The organism is Pseudomonas sp. MWU12-2037 (genome assembly GCF_023242345.1).
Taxonomy (GTDB): domain Bacteria; phylum Pseudomonadota; class Gammaproteobacteria; order Pseudomonadales; family Pseudomonadaceae; genus Aquipseudomonas; species Aquipseudomonas gingeri_D.
On record NZ_JALLIZ010000002.1, the window covers coordinates 211,345 to 228,261 of the forward strand.

Here is a 16,917-nt window from a genome sequence, read left to right on the forward strand (position 1 = left end):
GCTCTCTAATAATTATGGATTACCAACTGCCCGATGATCCGCCGCCACCGAAACCGCCACCGCCACCGCTGAAGCCACCGCCGGAACGTCCGCCACCGCCGCCGCCAAAACCTCCCGATCCACCCCTCGGGCCATAGCCCATCAGTTGCATCATCGCGCAGATCAGCACGAAGAGAACCATGAGGAAGCCGATCAGTACCGGGTGCCGCGATCCGAAATCCCCTTCGGGCTCGGTTTTCTCCACCATCGGACTGCCCAGGACCTTGAGCATCGCGTCGACCCCGGAACTGATGCCGCTGGAAACATGGTCGCGTTTGAACTGCGGCACGATCAACTGGTTGATGATCAAGGATGACTGGGCGTCGGTCAGGCGGTCTTCCAGGCCATAACCCACTTCAATGCGCACCTTGCGCTCGTCCCGGGCGACGATCAGCAGCGCGCCGTTGTTCTTGTCCTTCTGGCCGATGCCCCAGTGACGCCCCAACTGGTAACCGTAATCCTCGATGGTCGCGCCTTGCAGGTTCGCCACGGTGACCACCACGATCTGCTCGCCGGTGGCCTTCTCATGGGCCTGCAACTGCTGATTCAAGGCCTCGCGCACCGGCGCGTCGATCATCTGGGCGCTGTCCACCACCCGCCCGCTCAATTCGGGAAACTGCAAATCGGCCCTGGCCGTCAGCGCCAGCGTGCAGAGCAACAGCCACAGGGCACCTTGGAAAATACGCATGCCTACCTCGTTCGTGATGAAGCAGGATCCAGCGCTGCCACAATTCAGCACGGCAACGCCCATCGGGTTACTGGAACTTCACCTGCGGTGCTTTATCGGCGTCCTGGGCGGTCGCCTCGAACGTCGGGCGCAACGGCAGGTTGCTGTACATCAGGCTATGCCAGAGGCGGCCGGGAAAGGTGCGGATCTCGGTGTTGTACTTTTCCACACTGAGGATGAAGTCACGTCGCGCCACACTGATACGGTTTTCCGTGCCTTCGAGTTGGGACTGCAGGGCCAGGAAGTTCTGGTTTGACTTCAGATCCGGGTATCGCTCCGAGACCACCATCAGACGACTGAGGGCGCCGGTCAACTGGCCCTGGGCGTCCTGGTACTGCTTGAGCTTCTCGGGATTATCCAGGGTGCTGGCATCGACCTGGATCGAGGTGGCCTTGGCCCGCGCCTCGACCACCGCGGTCAGGGTTTCCTGCTCCTGTTTGGCGTAACCCTTGACCGTTTCCACCAGATTCGGGATCAGGTCCGCGCGCCGCTGATACTGGTTCTGTACCTGGGCCCAGTTGGCCTTCACCTGTTCATCATAAGTGGGAATATTGTTGATGCCGCAGCCGGCCAGCAACGTCGCCAGCAATGCCAGTGCGGCGAATCTGCAACTCGAACGTAAGCCCTGTTGTGCCTGCATGCTCGAAACCCTCCTTGAAACGTTAAAAAGAGAAAAATCCCAGGATTTTTCGTACGCGGGACTCAGGCATAATCCGCCACCGCCACTGGAATGTGTGAAGCCAATCAGCTAAAAGATGCCCAGCGCGAAAAACAGTTCACAACTGTGCTGGATTATTAGCACAACAAGAGTCGCTCCCTACAACTAAACAGCCCGGCCAGTGCGCAACGATTGATCGCCGGACCGGGCCCCCGAGATAATCATTCATGAAGAAGCTGTGTTTGCTGGGCCTCGCTATTGGCCTGGCCAGTCTCCCGGTAGTGGCTGACACAAAGCCCGCCTCCCTGGAAAACAAGGACGCTTTCATCGCCCAGTTGATGAAGCAGATGACCCTCGAGGAAAAGATCGGCCAATTGCGTCTGATCAGTATTGGCCCGGAAATGCCCCGGGAACTGATCCGCAAGGAAATCGCCGCGGGCAACATCGGCGGCACCTTCAACTCCATCTCCCGCCCGGAAAACCGTCCGATGCAGGACGCCGCCATGCGCAGCCGGTTGAAGATCCCGATGTTCTTCGCCTATGACGTGATCCACGGCCACCGGACCATTTTCCCCATCAGCCTGGGCCTGGCGTCGAGCTGGGACATGGACGCCATCGGCCACTCCGGACGCATCGCCGCCCAGGAAGCCAGCGCCGACAGCCTGGACATCACCTTCGCGCCGATGGTCGATATTTCCCGCGACCCGCGCTGGGGCCGGACCTCCGAGGGCTTCGGCGAGGACACCTACCTGGTCTCGCGCATCGCCCAGGTGATGGTCCACGCCTACCAGGGCAAGAGCCCGAGCGAACCGGACAGCATCATGGCCAGCGTCAAGCACTTCGCCCTCTATGGCGCGGTGGAAGGCGGTCGCGACTACAACGTGGTCGACATGAGCCCGGTGAAAATGTACCAGACCTACCTGCCGCCTTATCGCGCCGCGATCGACGCCGGCGCCGGCGGGGTGATGGTTGCCCTGAACTCGATCAACGGCGTGCCCGCCACTTCCAACACCTGGCTGATGCAGGACCTGCTGCGCAAGGACTGGGGTTTCAAGGGCCTGGCGGTGAGCGACCACGGGGCGATTTTCGAACTGCTCAAGCACGGCGTTGCCAAGGACGGGCGCGAAGCGGCCAAGCTGGCGATCAAGGCCGGCATCGACATGAGCATGAACGACTCGCTGTATGGCAAGGAGCTGCCGGGGCTGATCAAGTCTGGCGAAGTGCCGCAGAGCGACCTGGACAACGCCGTGCGTGAAGTGCTCGGCGCCAAGTACGACATGGGCCTGTTCAAGGACCCGTACCTGCGTATCGGCAAGGCCGAGGATGATCCGGCCGACACCAATGCCGAAAGCCGCCTGCACCGCAGCGATGCCCGCGACATGGCACGCCGCAGCCTGGTCCTGCTGAAGAACCAGGGCCAGACCCTGCCACTGAAGAAGTCGGCGAAGATCGCCCTGGTCGGCCCGCTGGCCAAGGCCCCGATCGACATGATGGGCAGCTGGGCCGCCGCCGGCCTGCCGGCACAATCGGTCACCCTGTATGACGGCATAAACCGCGCCCTGGGCGACAAGGGCCAACTGGTCTATGCCCGCGGTTCGAACATCACCGCCGACAAGAAGGTCGTGGATTACCTGAACTTCCTCAACTTCGCGGCGCCGGAAATCGTCGATGACCCGCGCCCGGCGCAGCAGATGATCGACGAAGCAGTCAAGGCCGCGGAGCAGGCCGACGTGGTGATCGCCGCGGTGGGCGAGTCGCGGGGCATGTCCCACGAGTCGTCGAGCCGTACCGACCTGAACATCCCGGCCAGCCAGCGTGAACTGATCAAGGCCCTCAAGGCCACCGGCAAGCCGTTGGTGCTGGTGCTGATGAACGGCCGTCCGCTGACCATCGGCCACGAGCAGGACCAGGCCGCTGCCGTGCTGGAAACCTGGTTCAGCGGCACCGAAGGCGGCAACGCCATTGCCGACGTACTGTTCGGCGACTACAACCCGTCGGGCAAGCTGCCGATCACCTTCCCGCGCTCGGTCGGCCAGGTGCCGATGTACTACAACCACCTGACCATCGGTCGTCCGTACACCCCGGGCAAGCCAGGCAACTACACCTCGCAGTATTTCGACGAGGAAAACACCCCGCTGTACCCCTTCGGCTACGGCCTGAGCTACACCGACTTCAGCCTGAGCGGCATGGCGCTGTCTTCGACCACGCTGAACAAGAGCGGCAAGCTCGATGCCAGCATCACGGTGAAGAACACCGGCAAGCGTGACGGCGAGACAGTGGTGCAGCTGTATATCCAGCAGGTCGCCGGTTCCATGATCCGTCCGGTCAAGGAACTGAAAAACTTCCAGAAGGTGATGCTCAAGGCGGGCGAGCAGAAGGTCCTTCACTTCAGCATCGACGAGGAAGACTTGAAGTTCTACAACACCCAGTTGAAGTACGCCTCGGAGCCGGGCAAGTTCAACGTGCAGATCGGCCTGGACTCCCAGGATGTGACGCAGCAGAGTTTCGAGTTGTTGTAAGCCCTGCCACTGACCGCTCTTGTGGGAGCGGTGCTTGCCCGCGAAGCTTTTGGCGACCTCAAGGTCCCTTTCGCGGGCAAGCTCCGCTCCCACAAGTCAGCGCCTAGCTGATTCGACATGCTATCTTTCCCGCCCCTCCCCAGCCTGTCGTTGCCCGTATGTCGCCGCTTCCTCGTCCCCTGCGTCTGGCGTTCTACACCCTGCTGATTGTCGCCGGTACCGTCCTGGCCGCCGGCTGGGCCGTGCATCGCGCCGAACAACAGGCCCTGGTCGACGACGCCTCACGGGGCAAGATGCAACTGACGCTTTACGCCAACGCCCTGCACACCCTGATCGAACGCTACCGCGCCCTGCCTGCCGTGCTCGCCCTCGACCCGCAATTGCGCGCGGCCCTGGCCGGCCCCATCGATGCGGCAGAACAGGACGCCCTGAACCGCAAACTGGAACGGATCAATGGCGCGGCGCGCTCTTCCACCCTGCAACTGCTGGATCGCAATGGCCTGTCGGTGGCTGCCAGCAACTGGAGCCTGCCGAGCAGCTACGTCGGTCACAACTACGGCTTTCGCCCTTACTTCAACCAGACCCGCGTCGAAGGCAGCGGGCACTTCTATGCCGTGGGCGTGACCAGTGGCATTCCCGGTTATTTTCTCGCCAGCGCGGTAACCGGCGACAACGGCGAATTCCTCGGCGCCATGGTGGTGAAACTGGAGTTCCCGGAACTCGAGCGTGAGTGGAGCAAGGGCAACGACACCCTGCTGGTCAGCGATGCCCGCGACATCGTGTTTATCGCCAACCAGCCCGGCTGGCGCTATCGCCTGCTGCGCCCGCTGCGCGACAATGACCGCAGTGAAATCGGCAGCACCCGGCAATATGACAAGCAATCCCTCAGCCCCCTCGAATACCGCCCCTTGCGAATGTTCGGCGACAACAGTTACCTGACCCGGGTCGAAGGCCCGGACGGCAGTGCCGACTACCTCTGGGAGTCGCAGCCGCTGCCTCCGGAAGACTGGACCCTGCACCTGCTGCGCAGACCGCAGATGGCCGCCGAGGAACGACGCAATGCCGCACTCGCCGGTGCCGGCCTGTGGCTGGCCCTGGTGTTTCTGCTGCTGTTCCTCAGCCAACGCTGGCGCCTGGCGCGCCTGCGCCAACGCAGTCGCGAAGAGCTGGAGCGTCTGGTGGAGGAACGCACCCGCGACCTGCGCACCGCCCAGGACGGTCTGGTGCAATCGGCCAAACTGGCGGCGCTGGGGCAGATGTCCGCCGCCCTGGCCCATGAAATCAACCAGCCGCTGACCGCCCAGCGCATGCAATTGGCGACCTTGCGCCTGCTGCTCGACCATGGCCGGATCGAGGACGCCTACCAGGCCCTCGCCCCCCTGGATCAGATGCTGACCCGCATGGCGGCCGTCACCGGTCACTTGAAGACCTACGCCCGACAAAGCCCCAGCGGCCTGCGTGAGCCCCTCGACCTGGCCGGCGTGGTCGATCAGGCGTTGCAACTGCTCGACCCGCGTCTGCGTGAAGACGCGGTCAGCACGGTGCTGCACCTGACCCGCCCGGCCTGGGTCCGGGGTGACGCGATTCGTCTGGAGCAGGTGCTGATCAACCTGTTGCGCAATGCCCTGGATGCCATGCACGACAAACCGCTCAAGCGCCTGGAAATCCGTATCGAAGCCCGCCCACCGGTATGGCTGCTGACCGTGGGCGACAGCGGCGGTGGGATTGCCGAGGAACACCTGGGCAAGGTCTTCGACCCGTTCTTCACCACCAAACCGGTAGGCGATGGCCTCGGCCTGGGCCTGGCGGTGTCCTACGCCATCGTCCATGAACTGGACGGTCGCCTGAGCGTCGACAATCGCCACGGCGGCGCCCACTTCAGCCTGACCCTGCCCATTGCCCCGGAGATGGACACTCGATGAACGCCGTGATCGTGGTCGATGACGAAGCCAGCATCCGCACAGCTGTCGAGCAATGGCTGAGCCTGTCGGGTTTCCAGGTGCAGACCTTCAGCCGCGCCGAAGAGTGCCTGGCGCAACTGCCCCGGGATTTCCCCGGGGTGATCCTCAGCGACGTGCGCATGCCCGGCATGGGCGGCCTGGAATTGCTGGCGCGTTTGCAGGCACACGACAGCGATCTGCCGGTGATCCTGCTGACCGGTCACGGCGACGTGCCCATGGCGGTGGAAGCCATGCGCGACGGTGCCTACGACTTCCTGGAAAAACCCTTCAGCCCGCAGACCCTGCTCGCCAGCCTCGCCCGGGCCATGGAGAAACGCCGCCTGGTGCTGGAGAACCGCCAGTTGCATCAACAGGCCGATCACCGCTCCCGACTCGAGCGCAGCCTGCTGGGGGTTTCCCGCAGCCTGCAAACCCTGCGCCGGCAGGTGCTGGAGCTGGCGGCGCTACCGGTCAACGTGCTGATCCGTGGCGAAACCGGCAGCGGCAAGGAGCTGGTTGCCCGTTGCCTGCATGATTTCGGGCCGAGGGCCGCCAAGCCGTTTGTCGCCCTCAACTGCGCGGCGATTCCCGAGGCCTTGTTTGAAGCCGAGTTGTTCGGTCACGAAAGCGGAGCTTTCACCGGGGCCCAGGGCAAGCGTATTGGCAAGCTGGAATACGCCGATGGCGGCACCTTGTTTCTCGACGAGATCGAAAGCATGCCGCTGGCCCAGCAGGTGAAGCTGCTGCGGGTGTTGCAGGAGCAGAAGCTGGAGCGGCTGGGTTCGAACCAGAGCATCGCGGTGGACCTGCGTATCGTCGCGGCGACCAAACCCGACTTGCTGGACGAGGCCCGGGCCGGGCGCTTTCGCGAGGACCTGGCCTATCGGCTGACGGTGGCGCAGTTGCGCCTGCCGCCGTTGCGCGAGCGTCGCGAAGATATCCCGTTGTTGTTCGAGCACTTCGCCTACGGTGCGGCCGAGCGCATGGGGCGACCCTCGACGCCATTGAGCGGACCGCAGTTGAGCCGCCTGTTGAGCCATGACTGGCCGGGTAATGTGCGGGAACTGGCCAATGCCGCCGAACGTTCGGTACTCGGCCTGGGTGAGCCGGAGCCTGACGCAATCGATCCGGGCCAATCCCTCGCGGCGCAGCAGGAGGCCTTTGAAGCGCAATGCCTGCGTTCGGCACTGACCCGGCACAAGGGCGACGTCAAGGCAGTACTCGAAGAGCTGCAACTGCCACGCCGCACCTTCAATGAAAAGATGCAACGTCATGGCCTGGCGCGCGAGATGTTCCTCAAGGACGACTGAACCCCTGCCTGGAAAACACCGCCTATCAACCTGTGGGAGCGGAGCTTGCCCGCGAAGCTTTTAGCGTTCTCAAGGGCCTATTCGCGGGCAAGCTCCGCTCCCACAGGTTGTGCCGTGTTTGTCTGGTTCATGTTTCATCCAGCACATCCCGCATCGGCGATTTTCCGCTTATTGATTTATCGCCCATGAGCGGATTTCCGCTCACCCAATCCCGCCAGCCCCTCTAAACCGGGCCTTCCACCGTTGGCACAGCTCCTGCTATAGCCCTGGCAGGCTGCGCTCGCGCGCGCTCCACAAAAACAATGACTTGAAGGTTCCCTGATGGAAAACTCCACAACCCTGCCCCTGGGGTCGGCGGCCGCGCCGGCCAAAGAAAGAACCACCTCCAGCCGTCTGAAATCGATCTTCAGCGGTTCGGTCGGCAATATGGTCGAATGGTACGACTGGTACGTCTACGCCGCGTTCTCGCTGTACTTCGCCAAGGTCTTCTTCCCCAAGGGCGACACCACCGCCCAGCTCCTCAACACCGCCGCGATCTTCGCCGTGGGCTTCCTGATGCGCCCGATCGGCGGCTGGCTCATGGGCCTCTACGCCGACCGCAAGGGCCGCAAGGCCGCGCTGATGGCCTCGGTCCTGCTGATGTGCTTCGGCTCCCTGATCATCGCCCTCACCCCGGGCTATGAAACCATCGGCGTCGGCGCCCCGATCCTGCTGGTGGTCGCCCGCCTGATGCAGGGCCTGTCGGTCGGCGGCGAATACGGCACCTCGGCCACCTACCTCAGCGAGATGGCGACCAAGGAACGTCGCGGCTTCTTCTCCAGCTTCCAGTACGTGACCCTGATCTCCGGCCAACTCATCGCCCTGGCGGTACTGATCGTGCTGCAACAGACCCTGACCACCGAACAGCTGCAAGCCTGGGGCTGGCGGATTCCGTTCGCCATCGGCGCCCTGTGTGCCGTGGTCGCGCTCTATCTGCGTCGCGGCATGGAAGAAACCGAGTCCTTCACCAAGAAGAAAGAAGAACCTAAAGAAAGCCTGATGCGCACCCTGATGCGTCATCCCAAGGAACTGATGACCGTGGTCGGCCTGACCATGGGCGGCACCCTGGCGTTCTACACCTACACCACCTACATGCAGAAATATCTGGTGAACACGGTCGGCATGAGCATCTCCGACTCCACCACCATTTCGGCGGCGACGCTGTTCCTGTTCATGTGCCTGCAACCGCTGGTCGGTGCGCTGTCGGACAAGATCGGCCGGCGGCCGATCCTGATTGCCTTCGGTATCCTCGGTACGCTGTTTACCGTGCCGATCCTCAGCACCCTGCACACCATCCAGACCTGGTGGGGCGCGTTCTTCCTGATCATGGCGGCGCTGATCATCGTCAGCGGCTACACCTCGATCAACGCGGTGGTGAAGGCCGAGCTGTTCCCCACTGAAATCCGTGCGCTGGGCGTCGGCCTGCCGTATGCCCTGACCGTCTCGATCTTCGGCGGCACGGCGGAATACATTGCGCTGTGGTTCAAGAGCGTCGGCATGGAAACCGGCTACTACTGGTACGTGACGGCCTGCATCGCCTGTTCATTGCTGGTATATGTGACCATGAAGGACACCCGCAAGCATTCGCGGATCGAGACCGACTGAGTAACCTGGAAACCGGCGATATACCCCGGTCTATTGCCGTACTCAAAACCTTGTAGGAGCAGGGCTTGCCCGCGAAGCCTTTGGCGGTCTTGAGGCCCCCTTTCGCTGGCAAGCCAGGCTCCTACAAGGTTCGGCGTTGTTTGCAAGACCGCGTTCCCCCGTTCACTCACGTCCTTACAGGGCGATCCCGGCGCATTTCTGCGCAATCGCAAAAGAATTATCGGCATTAATAGCCAGTTAATTTCCAAGCGACATTCTGAACCTACGTTAAATCGACCTGGCCCCGGCCCTTGGCATCACGTTGAATGCCGACCTTTTCTGGCGCCACACATATCGATTTATACGATTGATTTAAGCGTTTATTTGCGCTTTTTAATCAAATTTACAAGCGTAAAATCACTTCCACACCCACTGAACAAAACGAACACCTTCAGGAGCAACCACCATGAAAACCAAACTGATCCTCGCCCTGGCCCTCTCGGTACTGGCTGCGAACACCTTCGCTGCCGATGGTTATGACCGTACCGGCTCTGCCACTTTCAATGCCAGTGCAAGCGCTGCTCTTGCCTCCGATGGCTTTGATCACACCGGCACCGCTGGCGCAGTCGCCTCCGACGGCTTCGATCACACCGGCACCGCTGGCGCAGTCGCCTCCGACGGCTTCGATCACACCGGCACCGCTGGTGCAGTGGCCTCCGACGGTTTCGATCACACCGGCACCGCTGGCGCAGTCGCCTCCGACGGCTTCGATCACACCGGCACCGCTGGCGCAGTCGCCTCCGACGGCTTCGATCACACCGGCACCGCTGGCGCAGTGGCCTCCGACGGCTTCGATCACACCGGCACCGCTGGCGCAGTCGCCTCCGACGGCTTCGATCGCACCGGTACCGCCGCAGCTATCAGTTAACCTCTTCAGAAACGGCATCACAGCCCGGCCTCGGCCGGGCTTAGTCATTTCTGGGGGGCAGAAATACAAAACTCCCAGGCGGTGAAGGCCCCATGTGGCGAGCGGCTTGCCCGCGCTCGGCTGCGAAGCAGTCGCAAAACCAACCACCTCGTTCTACCTGATGCACAGGATTCGCCGGTTTTAGGGCCGCTTCGCGGCCCAGCGCGGGCAAGCCCGCTCGCCACAAATGCGCAGACATCCGACTATCGCATTTCATAATCAGGCACAGCACACTGTGCACCTGCCCCATCCTGCTCACGGAACCTCGAACCATGTCCGATGCCATCCACTACTACGAACCCGCCAACGGCCACGGCCTGCCCCACGACCCGTTCAATGCCATCGTCGGCCCACGGCCCATCGGCTGGATTTCCTCGCAGGATGCCCAGGGCCACCTGAACCTGGCGCCCTACAGTTTTTTCAACGCGTTCAACTACATTCCGCCGATCGTCGGTTTCGCCAGCGTCGGTCGCAAAGACAGCCTGAACAACATCGAACAAACCGGTGAGTTCGCCTGGAACCTCGCCACCCGGCCCCTGGCCGAAGCCATGAACCAGAGTTCCGCGGCCGCGCCCGCCGAAGTCGATGAATTCGAACTGTCCGGCCTCACGCCCGCCGCCTCGCGGATCATCAAGGTGCCACGGGTAGAGGAAAGCCCGGTGTCGTTCGAATGCAAGGTCACCCAGATCATTCAACTGCAACGGGCCGATCAGGCGTTGGTGCCCACCTGGCTGGTGCTCGGCGAAGTGGTCGCCGTGCATATCGCCAAGTGGCTGCTCAAGGATGGGGTCTACGACACCGCCGCCGCCGAACCGATTCTGCGCGGCGGTGGCCCGGCGGACTACTTCCAGTTGGGCCCGGAAGCCTTGTTCAAGATGTACCGTCCACGATAGACCCGGTCGTTAAACCACCGACCAGGCCAACTCACCCTCTTCGTCGACATCAGCCAGTCGCGCAAGCTCTTGCGCGGCAGCCTCGTCGGCCTCGAAGGCGGTCTTGAACTTCTGTTCATCGAGTATTTTGTGAAACCGTGGTGCACCGGAACCGTCCAGGGCTTTCACGGCAATCGCCGCACTATAACCGCCCTCACCGGGAACCACCGCCGAAACGGCTTCGAAGTGTGTGAATGCTTTACGTGCCATGCCTGTTATCCCGGCCAATTGATTGGCCGGCATTCTAAACCTTCAGCTGGCCAACTGCTGCAAGGCACCTGCGCTGGACAGATGAAAATCGCACTGGGCCCGGGCCGCGCTGACATCGCTGAAGGTATGGAAGTCGAAGCTGTCGACCACCAGGTCCTGGACCAGTTCGGCAAAGACCTGCATGGCCGGGGTATTGAAGTAGGCCGTCATGGCCGGTTGGTTGACCCAGAATCCGGACACCAGCCACAGGTCGGCATCGGCCAGGGAGTGCTGCAGGGAAAATTGCAGGCAACCGGGGGCCTGGCGGGAGGGTTCGATCAGGCTGCTCAGCCGTGCGCCCAGCTCGGCGGAACGCCCAGGGCGTGCACGAACAAAGGCCATATGACTGACGGGGATAGGCTTGGACATGCGCGACGCTCCCGAAGAGAAGTTGTACTCGCTCAATCAGCCCGGGGACTGACTGCGACAGGAACAGAGATTAGAGCGTTTGACGAGGGGTCGTTAGTCGATTCCTGCCGGCTTATTGCACAATCCTGCCGCGACGCCGATTCCCGCCAGCGCCGAGGCCCCCGGACTGCCCTCTCCCTCCCCACCGCGTTTTGAGCAACTTCCCGGCGCCTGGCCGCCTGTAATATGACCGTCATATGAAAAGACTGCAGAATCAGGCAAGAATTGCGCAGTATTGTCCTGGCGTTGCGGATTGCCCAAACTTAAGCTTGCCCCATTCGCAATCACCTCCAGGGCCCGCCATGTCCTTGCTCGATCAACCCCAAGTCCCCCTGCCGGTAGAAATGGAAAAGTTGCGCGCGGAGCTGGCCGAGATCATCTACCGCAACACCGGTGAAGACGGCAGCTACGCCACCGCGGTGGGCTCGCTGCACCTGTCGCGCCATGGCCAGCCCCACGAATTCTCCCCGGTCCTGGCCCAGCCGGCCCTGTGTGTCATGGCCCAGGGTCGCAAGGAAGTACGCCTGGGGGATGAGAACTTTGTCTACGACCCGCTGAACTACATGGTGGTCTCGGTTTCCATGCCGATTTGCGGGCGGATCACCAGTGTCTCGCCGGAACACCCGATCCTCGCCTTGCGCGTGGATATCGATCCGGCCGAAATCAGTGCCTTGATTGCCGAGGCCGGCCCCATGGGCGTGCCCAGCCGGCCCACCGGGCGCGGCTTGTATGTCGAGCGCCTGGACACACAGATGTTCGATGCCCTGCTGCGCCTGACCCGCCTGCTCGACAGCCCGAAAGACATCAACATGCTCGCGCCGCTGATCCGTCGGGAAATTCTCTATCGACTGCTGCGCAGCCCGCAGGGCTACCGGCTGTATGAGATCGCCATCGCCAATAGCCAGAGCCACCGGGTCAGCCAGGCGATCAAGTGGTTGAACGGCAATTTCGAACAACCGCTGCGCATCGACAGCCTGGCCCGCGAGGCCAACCTGAGCGTGTCGACCCTGCACCACCGGTTCAAGGCGATGACCTCCATGAGCCCGTTGCAGTACCAGAAGCAGCTGCGCCTGCAGGAAGCGCGGCGGCTGATGCTGATCGAAGGCCTGGACGCCTCGGCGGCGGGCTACCGCGTGGGCTATGAAAGCCCCTCGCAGTTCAGCCGCGAATACAGCCGGCTGTTCGGCGCGCCACCGCTGCGCGACCTGGCGCGGTTGCGCCTGAGTGTCTAGGCGCTAGGCTGCCAGAACCCGGCACGCCTCGGCCGGAATGGTCACCGAGACCCTATGCCCCACCCCCAGGCCGATGCCCTGGCACGGCGTGCTCAGCGCCGTGAACGACACACCGGAACACTCGACGATGGTTTCAATGGTCGAGCCGATATCGCGGACGAAGATCACCGTGCCGAGCAGGCGATTGTGCCCCGCCGTCGACTCGGGCGCGGAGAGTTGCAGGTCTTCCGGGCGCACCAGCATCCGCACCTGCTTACCGGTCTCGACACCTGCACTGCTCGGTACCTCGATGCTCTCGCCCCCCGGTAGCCCGATCCGTCCCCCCCCCAGCACGGTGGCCGGAAAGATATTGCCCGAACCGATAAAGTCGGCGACAAACTCATTGGCCGGGTGCCGATAGATCTCGATCGGCGTGCCCACCTGCTGCACCCGATGCTCGCCCAGCACCACCACGATATCGGCCATGGTCATCGCCTCACGCTGGTCATGGGTGACCATGATGGTGGTGATGTTCAGGCGCTGTTGCAGCTGGCGGATTTCCACCTGCATCGATTCGCGCAACTTGGCATCCAGCGCCGACAGCGGCTCATCCAGCAGCAGGAGCTTGGGCCGCGCGGCAATCGCCCGGGCAATCGCCACCCGCTGGCGCTGGCCACCGGAGAGCTTGGACACCGGCCGGTCGATCATCTCGCTCAGTTGAATCAGTTGCAGCAACTCGACCACCCGCGCCTGCTGCTCGGCCTTGCCGACCCCGCGCAGCTTCAGCGGATAGGCGATGTTCTCGCCCACGGTCATATGGGGAAACAGCGCCAGGGACTGGAACACCATGCCGAAGTTGCGCAGGTGCGCCGGGGTCTGGCCGATGTCCTCACCATCCAGGCGGATCTCGCCGCCGCTGAGGGTTTCCAGGCCGGCGATCATCCGCAGCAAGGTGGTCTTGCCGCACCCCGAAGGGCCGAGGAAGCACACCAGCTTGCCCTCGGGCAGGTGCAGATTGACGTCCTTCACCGCACAGGCCAGGCCGTAGTGTTTTTCGACGTTTTCCAGAATCAGTCCAGTCATGTTGCTTACCTCAAGAAATCAGAAGGAAACGCCGCCCTCGCCCACCAGCTTCTCCAACGCCCAGATCAGGACGAAGTCGATCAGCACGATCAGCACGGCAAAGGAGAAAACAGTAGGGTCCAGGGACGAGACGGTGCGGCTGTACATCCAGATCGGCACGGTCATCACGTCGATGGTGTAGAGGAAATAGGTCACGGTGAACTCGTTGAACGAGACGATGAACGCCAGCAGCATCCCGGCGAGAATCCCCGACTTCATCAACGGCACCACCACATCGAGGATCGCCCGCTGCGGCGAAGCACCAAGCATCTGCGCCGCCTCCTCGACCTCGCTGCCGATGGAGAGCATGGCCGCCGTGCAGTTCTTCACCACGAAGGGCAAGGCCAGGATCACGTGGGCAATCACCAACCGCGAGAAGCTCATCTGGAATGGCAGGCTGTCGAACACCAACAGCAACGCCAGGCCCAGCACCACCATCGGAAACACCAGGGGCAGGGACATCAGCTGCAACGCCACGGCCTTACCACGAAATTCGCAACGCACCAGCGCATAAGCAGCGGGCACCGCCACCAGGGTCGCAAACACCATGGTCAGGCAGGCCACCAGCAGGCTGGTGGTCATCGCCTTGCCCAGGCTCAGCACATCGCTGCTATCGGGTGAGACGAAGGTCTGCCAGGCCGCGCGATACCATTGCAGGCTGTAGCTGCTGGGCGGGAAGTCGAGGTTCGAGGCACCGCTGAAGGACATGACGATCATGGTCAGGATCGGCAGCACCGCCAGCAGCAGGATGATCCCCGAAAGAATCCCGGCGAAGCGCCCGGTCTCCCCCGGCAGGATCGACAGGCGTTTGGACGACGACAGGCTCATTGGCAGGACTCCAGCATCCGGCGCCGACGGCCGGTGACGTATTCGGACAAGGTCATGATCGCCAGGGTGGTGATGATCAGGACCACGCCGGCCGCCGAAGCCGCCGGCCAGTTCATCAGCGGGGCAATCTGGTCATGGACCATCACCGCCAGCATCGGTACACGCCGACCGCCCAGCAGCAGGGGCACGACAAAGCTGCTGGCGTTGTAGGCGAACACCAGGGTCGCGCCGGTGATGATGCCCGGCAGGCTCATCGGCAGGACCACTTGGCGAAACACCTGGAAGCGGCTGGCGCCGAGGGTCGCGGCGGCCTCTTCGTAGGTGCGGGCGACACCGCGCATGGCGCTGGCGATCGGCAGGACCGCGAGGGGAAAAGCGGTCTGCACCAGGCCCATCAACACACCGTTCTGGTTGTACAGCAGCATGATCGGGCGCTTGATCAGGCCCAGGCCCATCAGCGCCTGGTTGAGCATGCCGCCGGGACCGAGAATCACCAGCCAGCCATAGCTTTGCAGCAGCAGGTTGACCAGCAGCGGCAGGAGCACCGCGGCGAGGAAGATCCGCCGTAGAAACGGCGAGGTCAGGCGCGACATGGTGTAGGCCACGGGGATCGCCAGCAGCACCGCGATCACGGCGCTGAACAGCGCCAGGCGCAGGGTCAGCAGCAACGACTTGAGGTAGTAGGGTTCAAGCAGTTGCGCATAGCTGGCGAGGCTGAAGCCGGTCCATTCGGCGCCCTTGGTGCCGACGCTCATCCTTAGCACCAGCAGGCTGGCGAGAATCAGCACGGCGAGAAACAGCAGCGACGGCGAAAGGAAAAGCCAGGCCCGGGCGGTGGGCGAAATACCCGCGCAGGGGCGCGGCAAAGCCACGCCGACCGGCCGGGTCAGAGGTTGGTGTTCCATAAAAAGAGTCTCGACTGAGAGAAATCATCAACAAGGCAGAAGCTGGCGGACACGCCTGATCGCCAGGATTGAACGCGGTCCCTTGTAGGAGCCTGGCTTGCCAGCGAAGGCGTCCTCAAGAACGCCAAAAGCTTCGCGGGCAAGCCGGGACGCCTGCTCCTACAAGGTTATGCGGTGTTCTCGGAGGCCTGTTCAGACCTGACGCGACCTGAACCTCAGGAAGAAAAGATTTCCGTATAGCGGCGAATCCACTGATCATGCACCGTCGCCAGGAAAGCGTTGTCGTGCATGATGGCCTTATCGGCAATCTGTTCCGGCGTCAGGATGTAAGGGCTCTTGCGCGCCTCGGCGGAGATGATCGCCTTGGCGTTGACCGGACCGTTGAAGATGTCTTCGGCCATCTTGCCCTGCACCAGCGGGTCAAGCGAATGGTCGATAAAGGCGTAGGCCAGGTCGGTATCGCCAGGGCGATTCTTCGGCATCACCGAGAGCATCAGGTCGGTGTAGAAGCCTTCCTTCATACCGAATGTGGCACCCAGGCCGTAGGCCGGATCACGGATCTGTTTCGGAAAGAACGCCGGGGCATACAGGCCGCCCAGGTCCAGGGAGCCGGTACGGAACAGCTCGGCGATCTGGTTGGGGTTTTCCCCGAGGGTGACCACGCGGTCCTTGAGCTCGGCGAGTTTCTTGAAGCCCGGCTCGATATTGTGCTCGTCGCCACCGGCCAGCTTGGCGGCGATGATGATCAGGTCCATGGCCTCGGTCCAGTTCGGCGGCGGCAGGAACAGATTGCTGGCGAAGTCCTTGTCCCACAGCGCCGCATAACTGTCCGGCGCCTCTTTCACGGTGCGGGTGCTGTAGACCAGGCTGTTGCACCAGAGCAGGTAGCCGATGCCATGGCCGTTGGCGCCGGTACGGTATTTTTCCGGCACGTCGACCAGGTTGGGAATGCGGTTCAGATCGGGTTTTTCCAGGAGCCCGGCAGCGGCCAGGCCTTCGGCGCCGACACCGGCCAGGGTGATGATGTCGTACTGCGGACGATCACCGCCGGCCTTGAGCTTGGCGACCATTTCCGAGGTGCTGCCGGTGCGGTCGGCGATGACCTTGGCGCCGGTCTTGGCCTCGAAGGTCGCGGCGATATTGCGCAGGGCGGCAAGGCCGGTGTCATCGGACCAGGTCAGCAGCTTCAGGGTCTTGCCCTGGAAGCGGGTGTCGCTGGCATTGGCCCGGATAAACGGCATGCTCATGGCGGCGGCGGCCACCGAAGCGACGCCCACGGTCTTGATGAACTGCCTTCTGTTCAGGTCGTACTGGCCCATTTCGGACTCCCTTTATTCTTTTAGGTATGAGGTCGGTCGCAACGTCTGCGGCCGGTCTTCGATCTCGCTGGAGCCCCCGTGGACCGTGGGTCATAGCTGAGTCGGCGGGTTCATCCTGAGGTCGCCTGGGACCGGCAACAATCGAAAGTTTGTCATTGAA

The 16,917-nt window shown here is 62.7% G+C and carries 15 protein-coding genes; 7 read left to right on the forward strand and 8 right to left on the reverse strand.

The features are described from left to right. Positions 1 to 19: 19 nt before the first annotated feature. The gene (locus tag M5B42_RS04165; RefSeq protein WP_103498154.1) at positions 20 to 727 is read right to left on the reverse strand and encodes a TPM domain-containing protein; all 708 of its coding nucleotides are present in this window, start codon (positions 725 to 727) and stop codon (positions 20 to 22) included. 67 nt (positions 728 to 794) lie between these two features. Then, on the reverse strand, positions 795 to 1,406 hold the full coding sequence (locus M5B42_RS04170; RefSeq protein WP_248745100.1) for a LemA family protein: 612 nt from the start codon (positions 1,404 to 1,406) through the stop codon (positions 795 to 797). A 245-nt stretch (positions 1,407 to 1,651) separates the two neighbouring features. Between M5B42_RS04170 and bglX the strand changes: the two genes are divergently transcribed. The 6 genes from bglX (at position 1,652) to M5B42_RS04200 (ending at position 10,676) form a co-directional block, all read left to right on the forward strand. Next, entirely contained in the window at positions 1,652 to 3,943 is a 2,292-nt protein-coding gene (gene bglX / locus M5B42_RS04175; RefSeq protein ID WP_248745101.1) for a beta-glucosidase BglX, read from the forward strand. A 158-nt stretch (positions 3,944 to 4,101) separates the two neighbouring features. Then, the gene (locus M5B42_RS04180; RefSeq protein WP_248745102.1) at positions 4,102 to 5,865 is read left to right on the forward strand and encodes an ATP-binding protein; all 1,764 of its coding nucleotides are present in this window, start codon (positions 4,102 to 4,104) and stop codon (positions 5,863 to 5,865) included. Continuing rightward, positions 5,862 to 7,193, forward strand: coding sequence for a sigma-54 dependent transcriptional regulator (locus M5B42_RS04185; RefSeq protein WP_177099923.1), 1,332 nt, complete (start codon positions 5,862 to 5,864; stop codon positions 7,191 to 7,193). Before M5B42_RS04180 ends, M5B42_RS04185 begins: the two co-directional genes overlap by 4 nt. Before the next feature lie 321 nt (positions 7,194 to 7,514). Further along, the gene (locus tag M5B42_RS04190; RefSeq protein WP_248745103.1) at positions 7,515 to 8,837 is read left to right on the forward strand and encodes an MFS transporter; all 1,323 of its coding nucleotides are present in this window, start codon (positions 7,515 to 7,517) and stop codon (positions 8,835 to 8,837) included. A gap of 445 nt (positions 8,838 to 9,282) precedes the next feature. Next, positions 9,283 to 9,744, forward strand: coding sequence for a hypothetical protein (locus tag M5B42_RS04195; RefSeq protein WP_248745104.1), 462 nt, complete (start codon positions 9,283 to 9,285; stop codon positions 9,742 to 9,744). A 311-nt stretch (positions 9,745 to 10,055) separates the two neighbouring features. Then, positions 10,056 to 10,676 (forward strand): flavin reductase family protein, encoded by a 621-nt coding sequence (locus M5B42_RS04200; RefSeq protein ID WP_248745105.1) that lies wholly within the window; start codon positions 10,056 to 10,058, stop codon positions 10,674 to 10,676. Between the two features lie 9 nt (positions 10,677 to 10,685). Here M5B42_RS04200 and M5B42_RS04205 read toward each other — a convergent pair whose 3' ends face one another. Both M5B42_RS04205 and M5B42_RS04210 read right to left on the reverse strand, forming a co-directional pair. Next, a complete protein-coding gene (locus tag M5B42_RS04205) occupies positions 10,686 to 10,925 on the reverse strand; it encodes a hypothetical protein (RefSeq protein WP_177099919.1) in 240 nt (79 codons plus the stop codon). Positions 10,926 to 10,967: 42 nt separating this feature from the next. After that, positions 10,968 to 11,333, reverse strand: coding sequence for an antibiotic biosynthesis monooxygenase family protein (locus M5B42_RS04210; protein WP_100938753.1), 366 nt, complete (start codon positions 11,331 to 11,333; stop codon positions 10,968 to 10,970). 341 nt (positions 11,334 to 11,674) lie between these two features. Here M5B42_RS04210 and M5B42_RS04215 point away from each other — a divergent pair, with 341 nt between their 5' ends. Next, positions 11,675 to 12,604, forward strand: a complete 930-nt coding sequence (locus M5B42_RS04215) for an AraC family transcriptional regulator (RefSeq protein ID WP_103497877.1) — start codon at positions 11,675 to 11,677, stop codon at positions 12,602 to 12,604. A 3-nt stretch (positions 12,605 to 12,607) separates the two neighbouring features. Here M5B42_RS04215 and M5B42_RS04220 read toward each other — a convergent pair whose 3' ends face one another. The 4 genes from M5B42_RS04220 to M5B42_RS04235 all read right to left on the reverse strand — a co-directional run bounded on the left by M5B42_RS04220 (position 12,608) and on the right by M5B42_RS04235 (position 16,757). Beyond that, positions 12,608 to 13,666, reverse strand: coding sequence for an ABC transporter ATP-binding protein (locus M5B42_RS04220; protein WP_248745106.1), 1,059 nt, complete (start codon positions 13,664 to 13,666; stop codon positions 12,608 to 12,610). Between the two features lie 18 nt (positions 13,667 to 13,684). Continuing rightward, entirely contained in the window at positions 13,685 to 14,533 is an 849-nt protein-coding gene (locus tag M5B42_RS04225) for an ABC transporter permease (protein ID WP_152738047.1), read from the reverse strand. Then, positions 14,530 to 15,438: an ABC transporter permease gene (locus M5B42_RS04230; protein WP_248745107.1), complete on the reverse strand. Its 909-nt coding sequence runs from the start codon at positions 15,436 to 15,438 to the stop codon at positions 14,530 to 14,532. The genes M5B42_RS04225 and M5B42_RS04230 overlap by 4 nt, the downstream gene beginning before the upstream one ends. Before the next feature lie 215 nt (positions 15,439 to 15,653). Continuing rightward, positions 15,654 to 16,757 carry an extracellular solute-binding protein gene (locus M5B42_RS04235; RefSeq protein WP_103496369.1) on the reverse strand — a complete coding sequence of 368 codons (1,104 nt, stop codon included), beginning with the start codon at positions 16,755 to 16,757 and terminating at the stop codon, positions 15,654 to 15,656. Between the last annotated feature and the right edge of the window lie 160 nt (positions 16,758 to 16,917).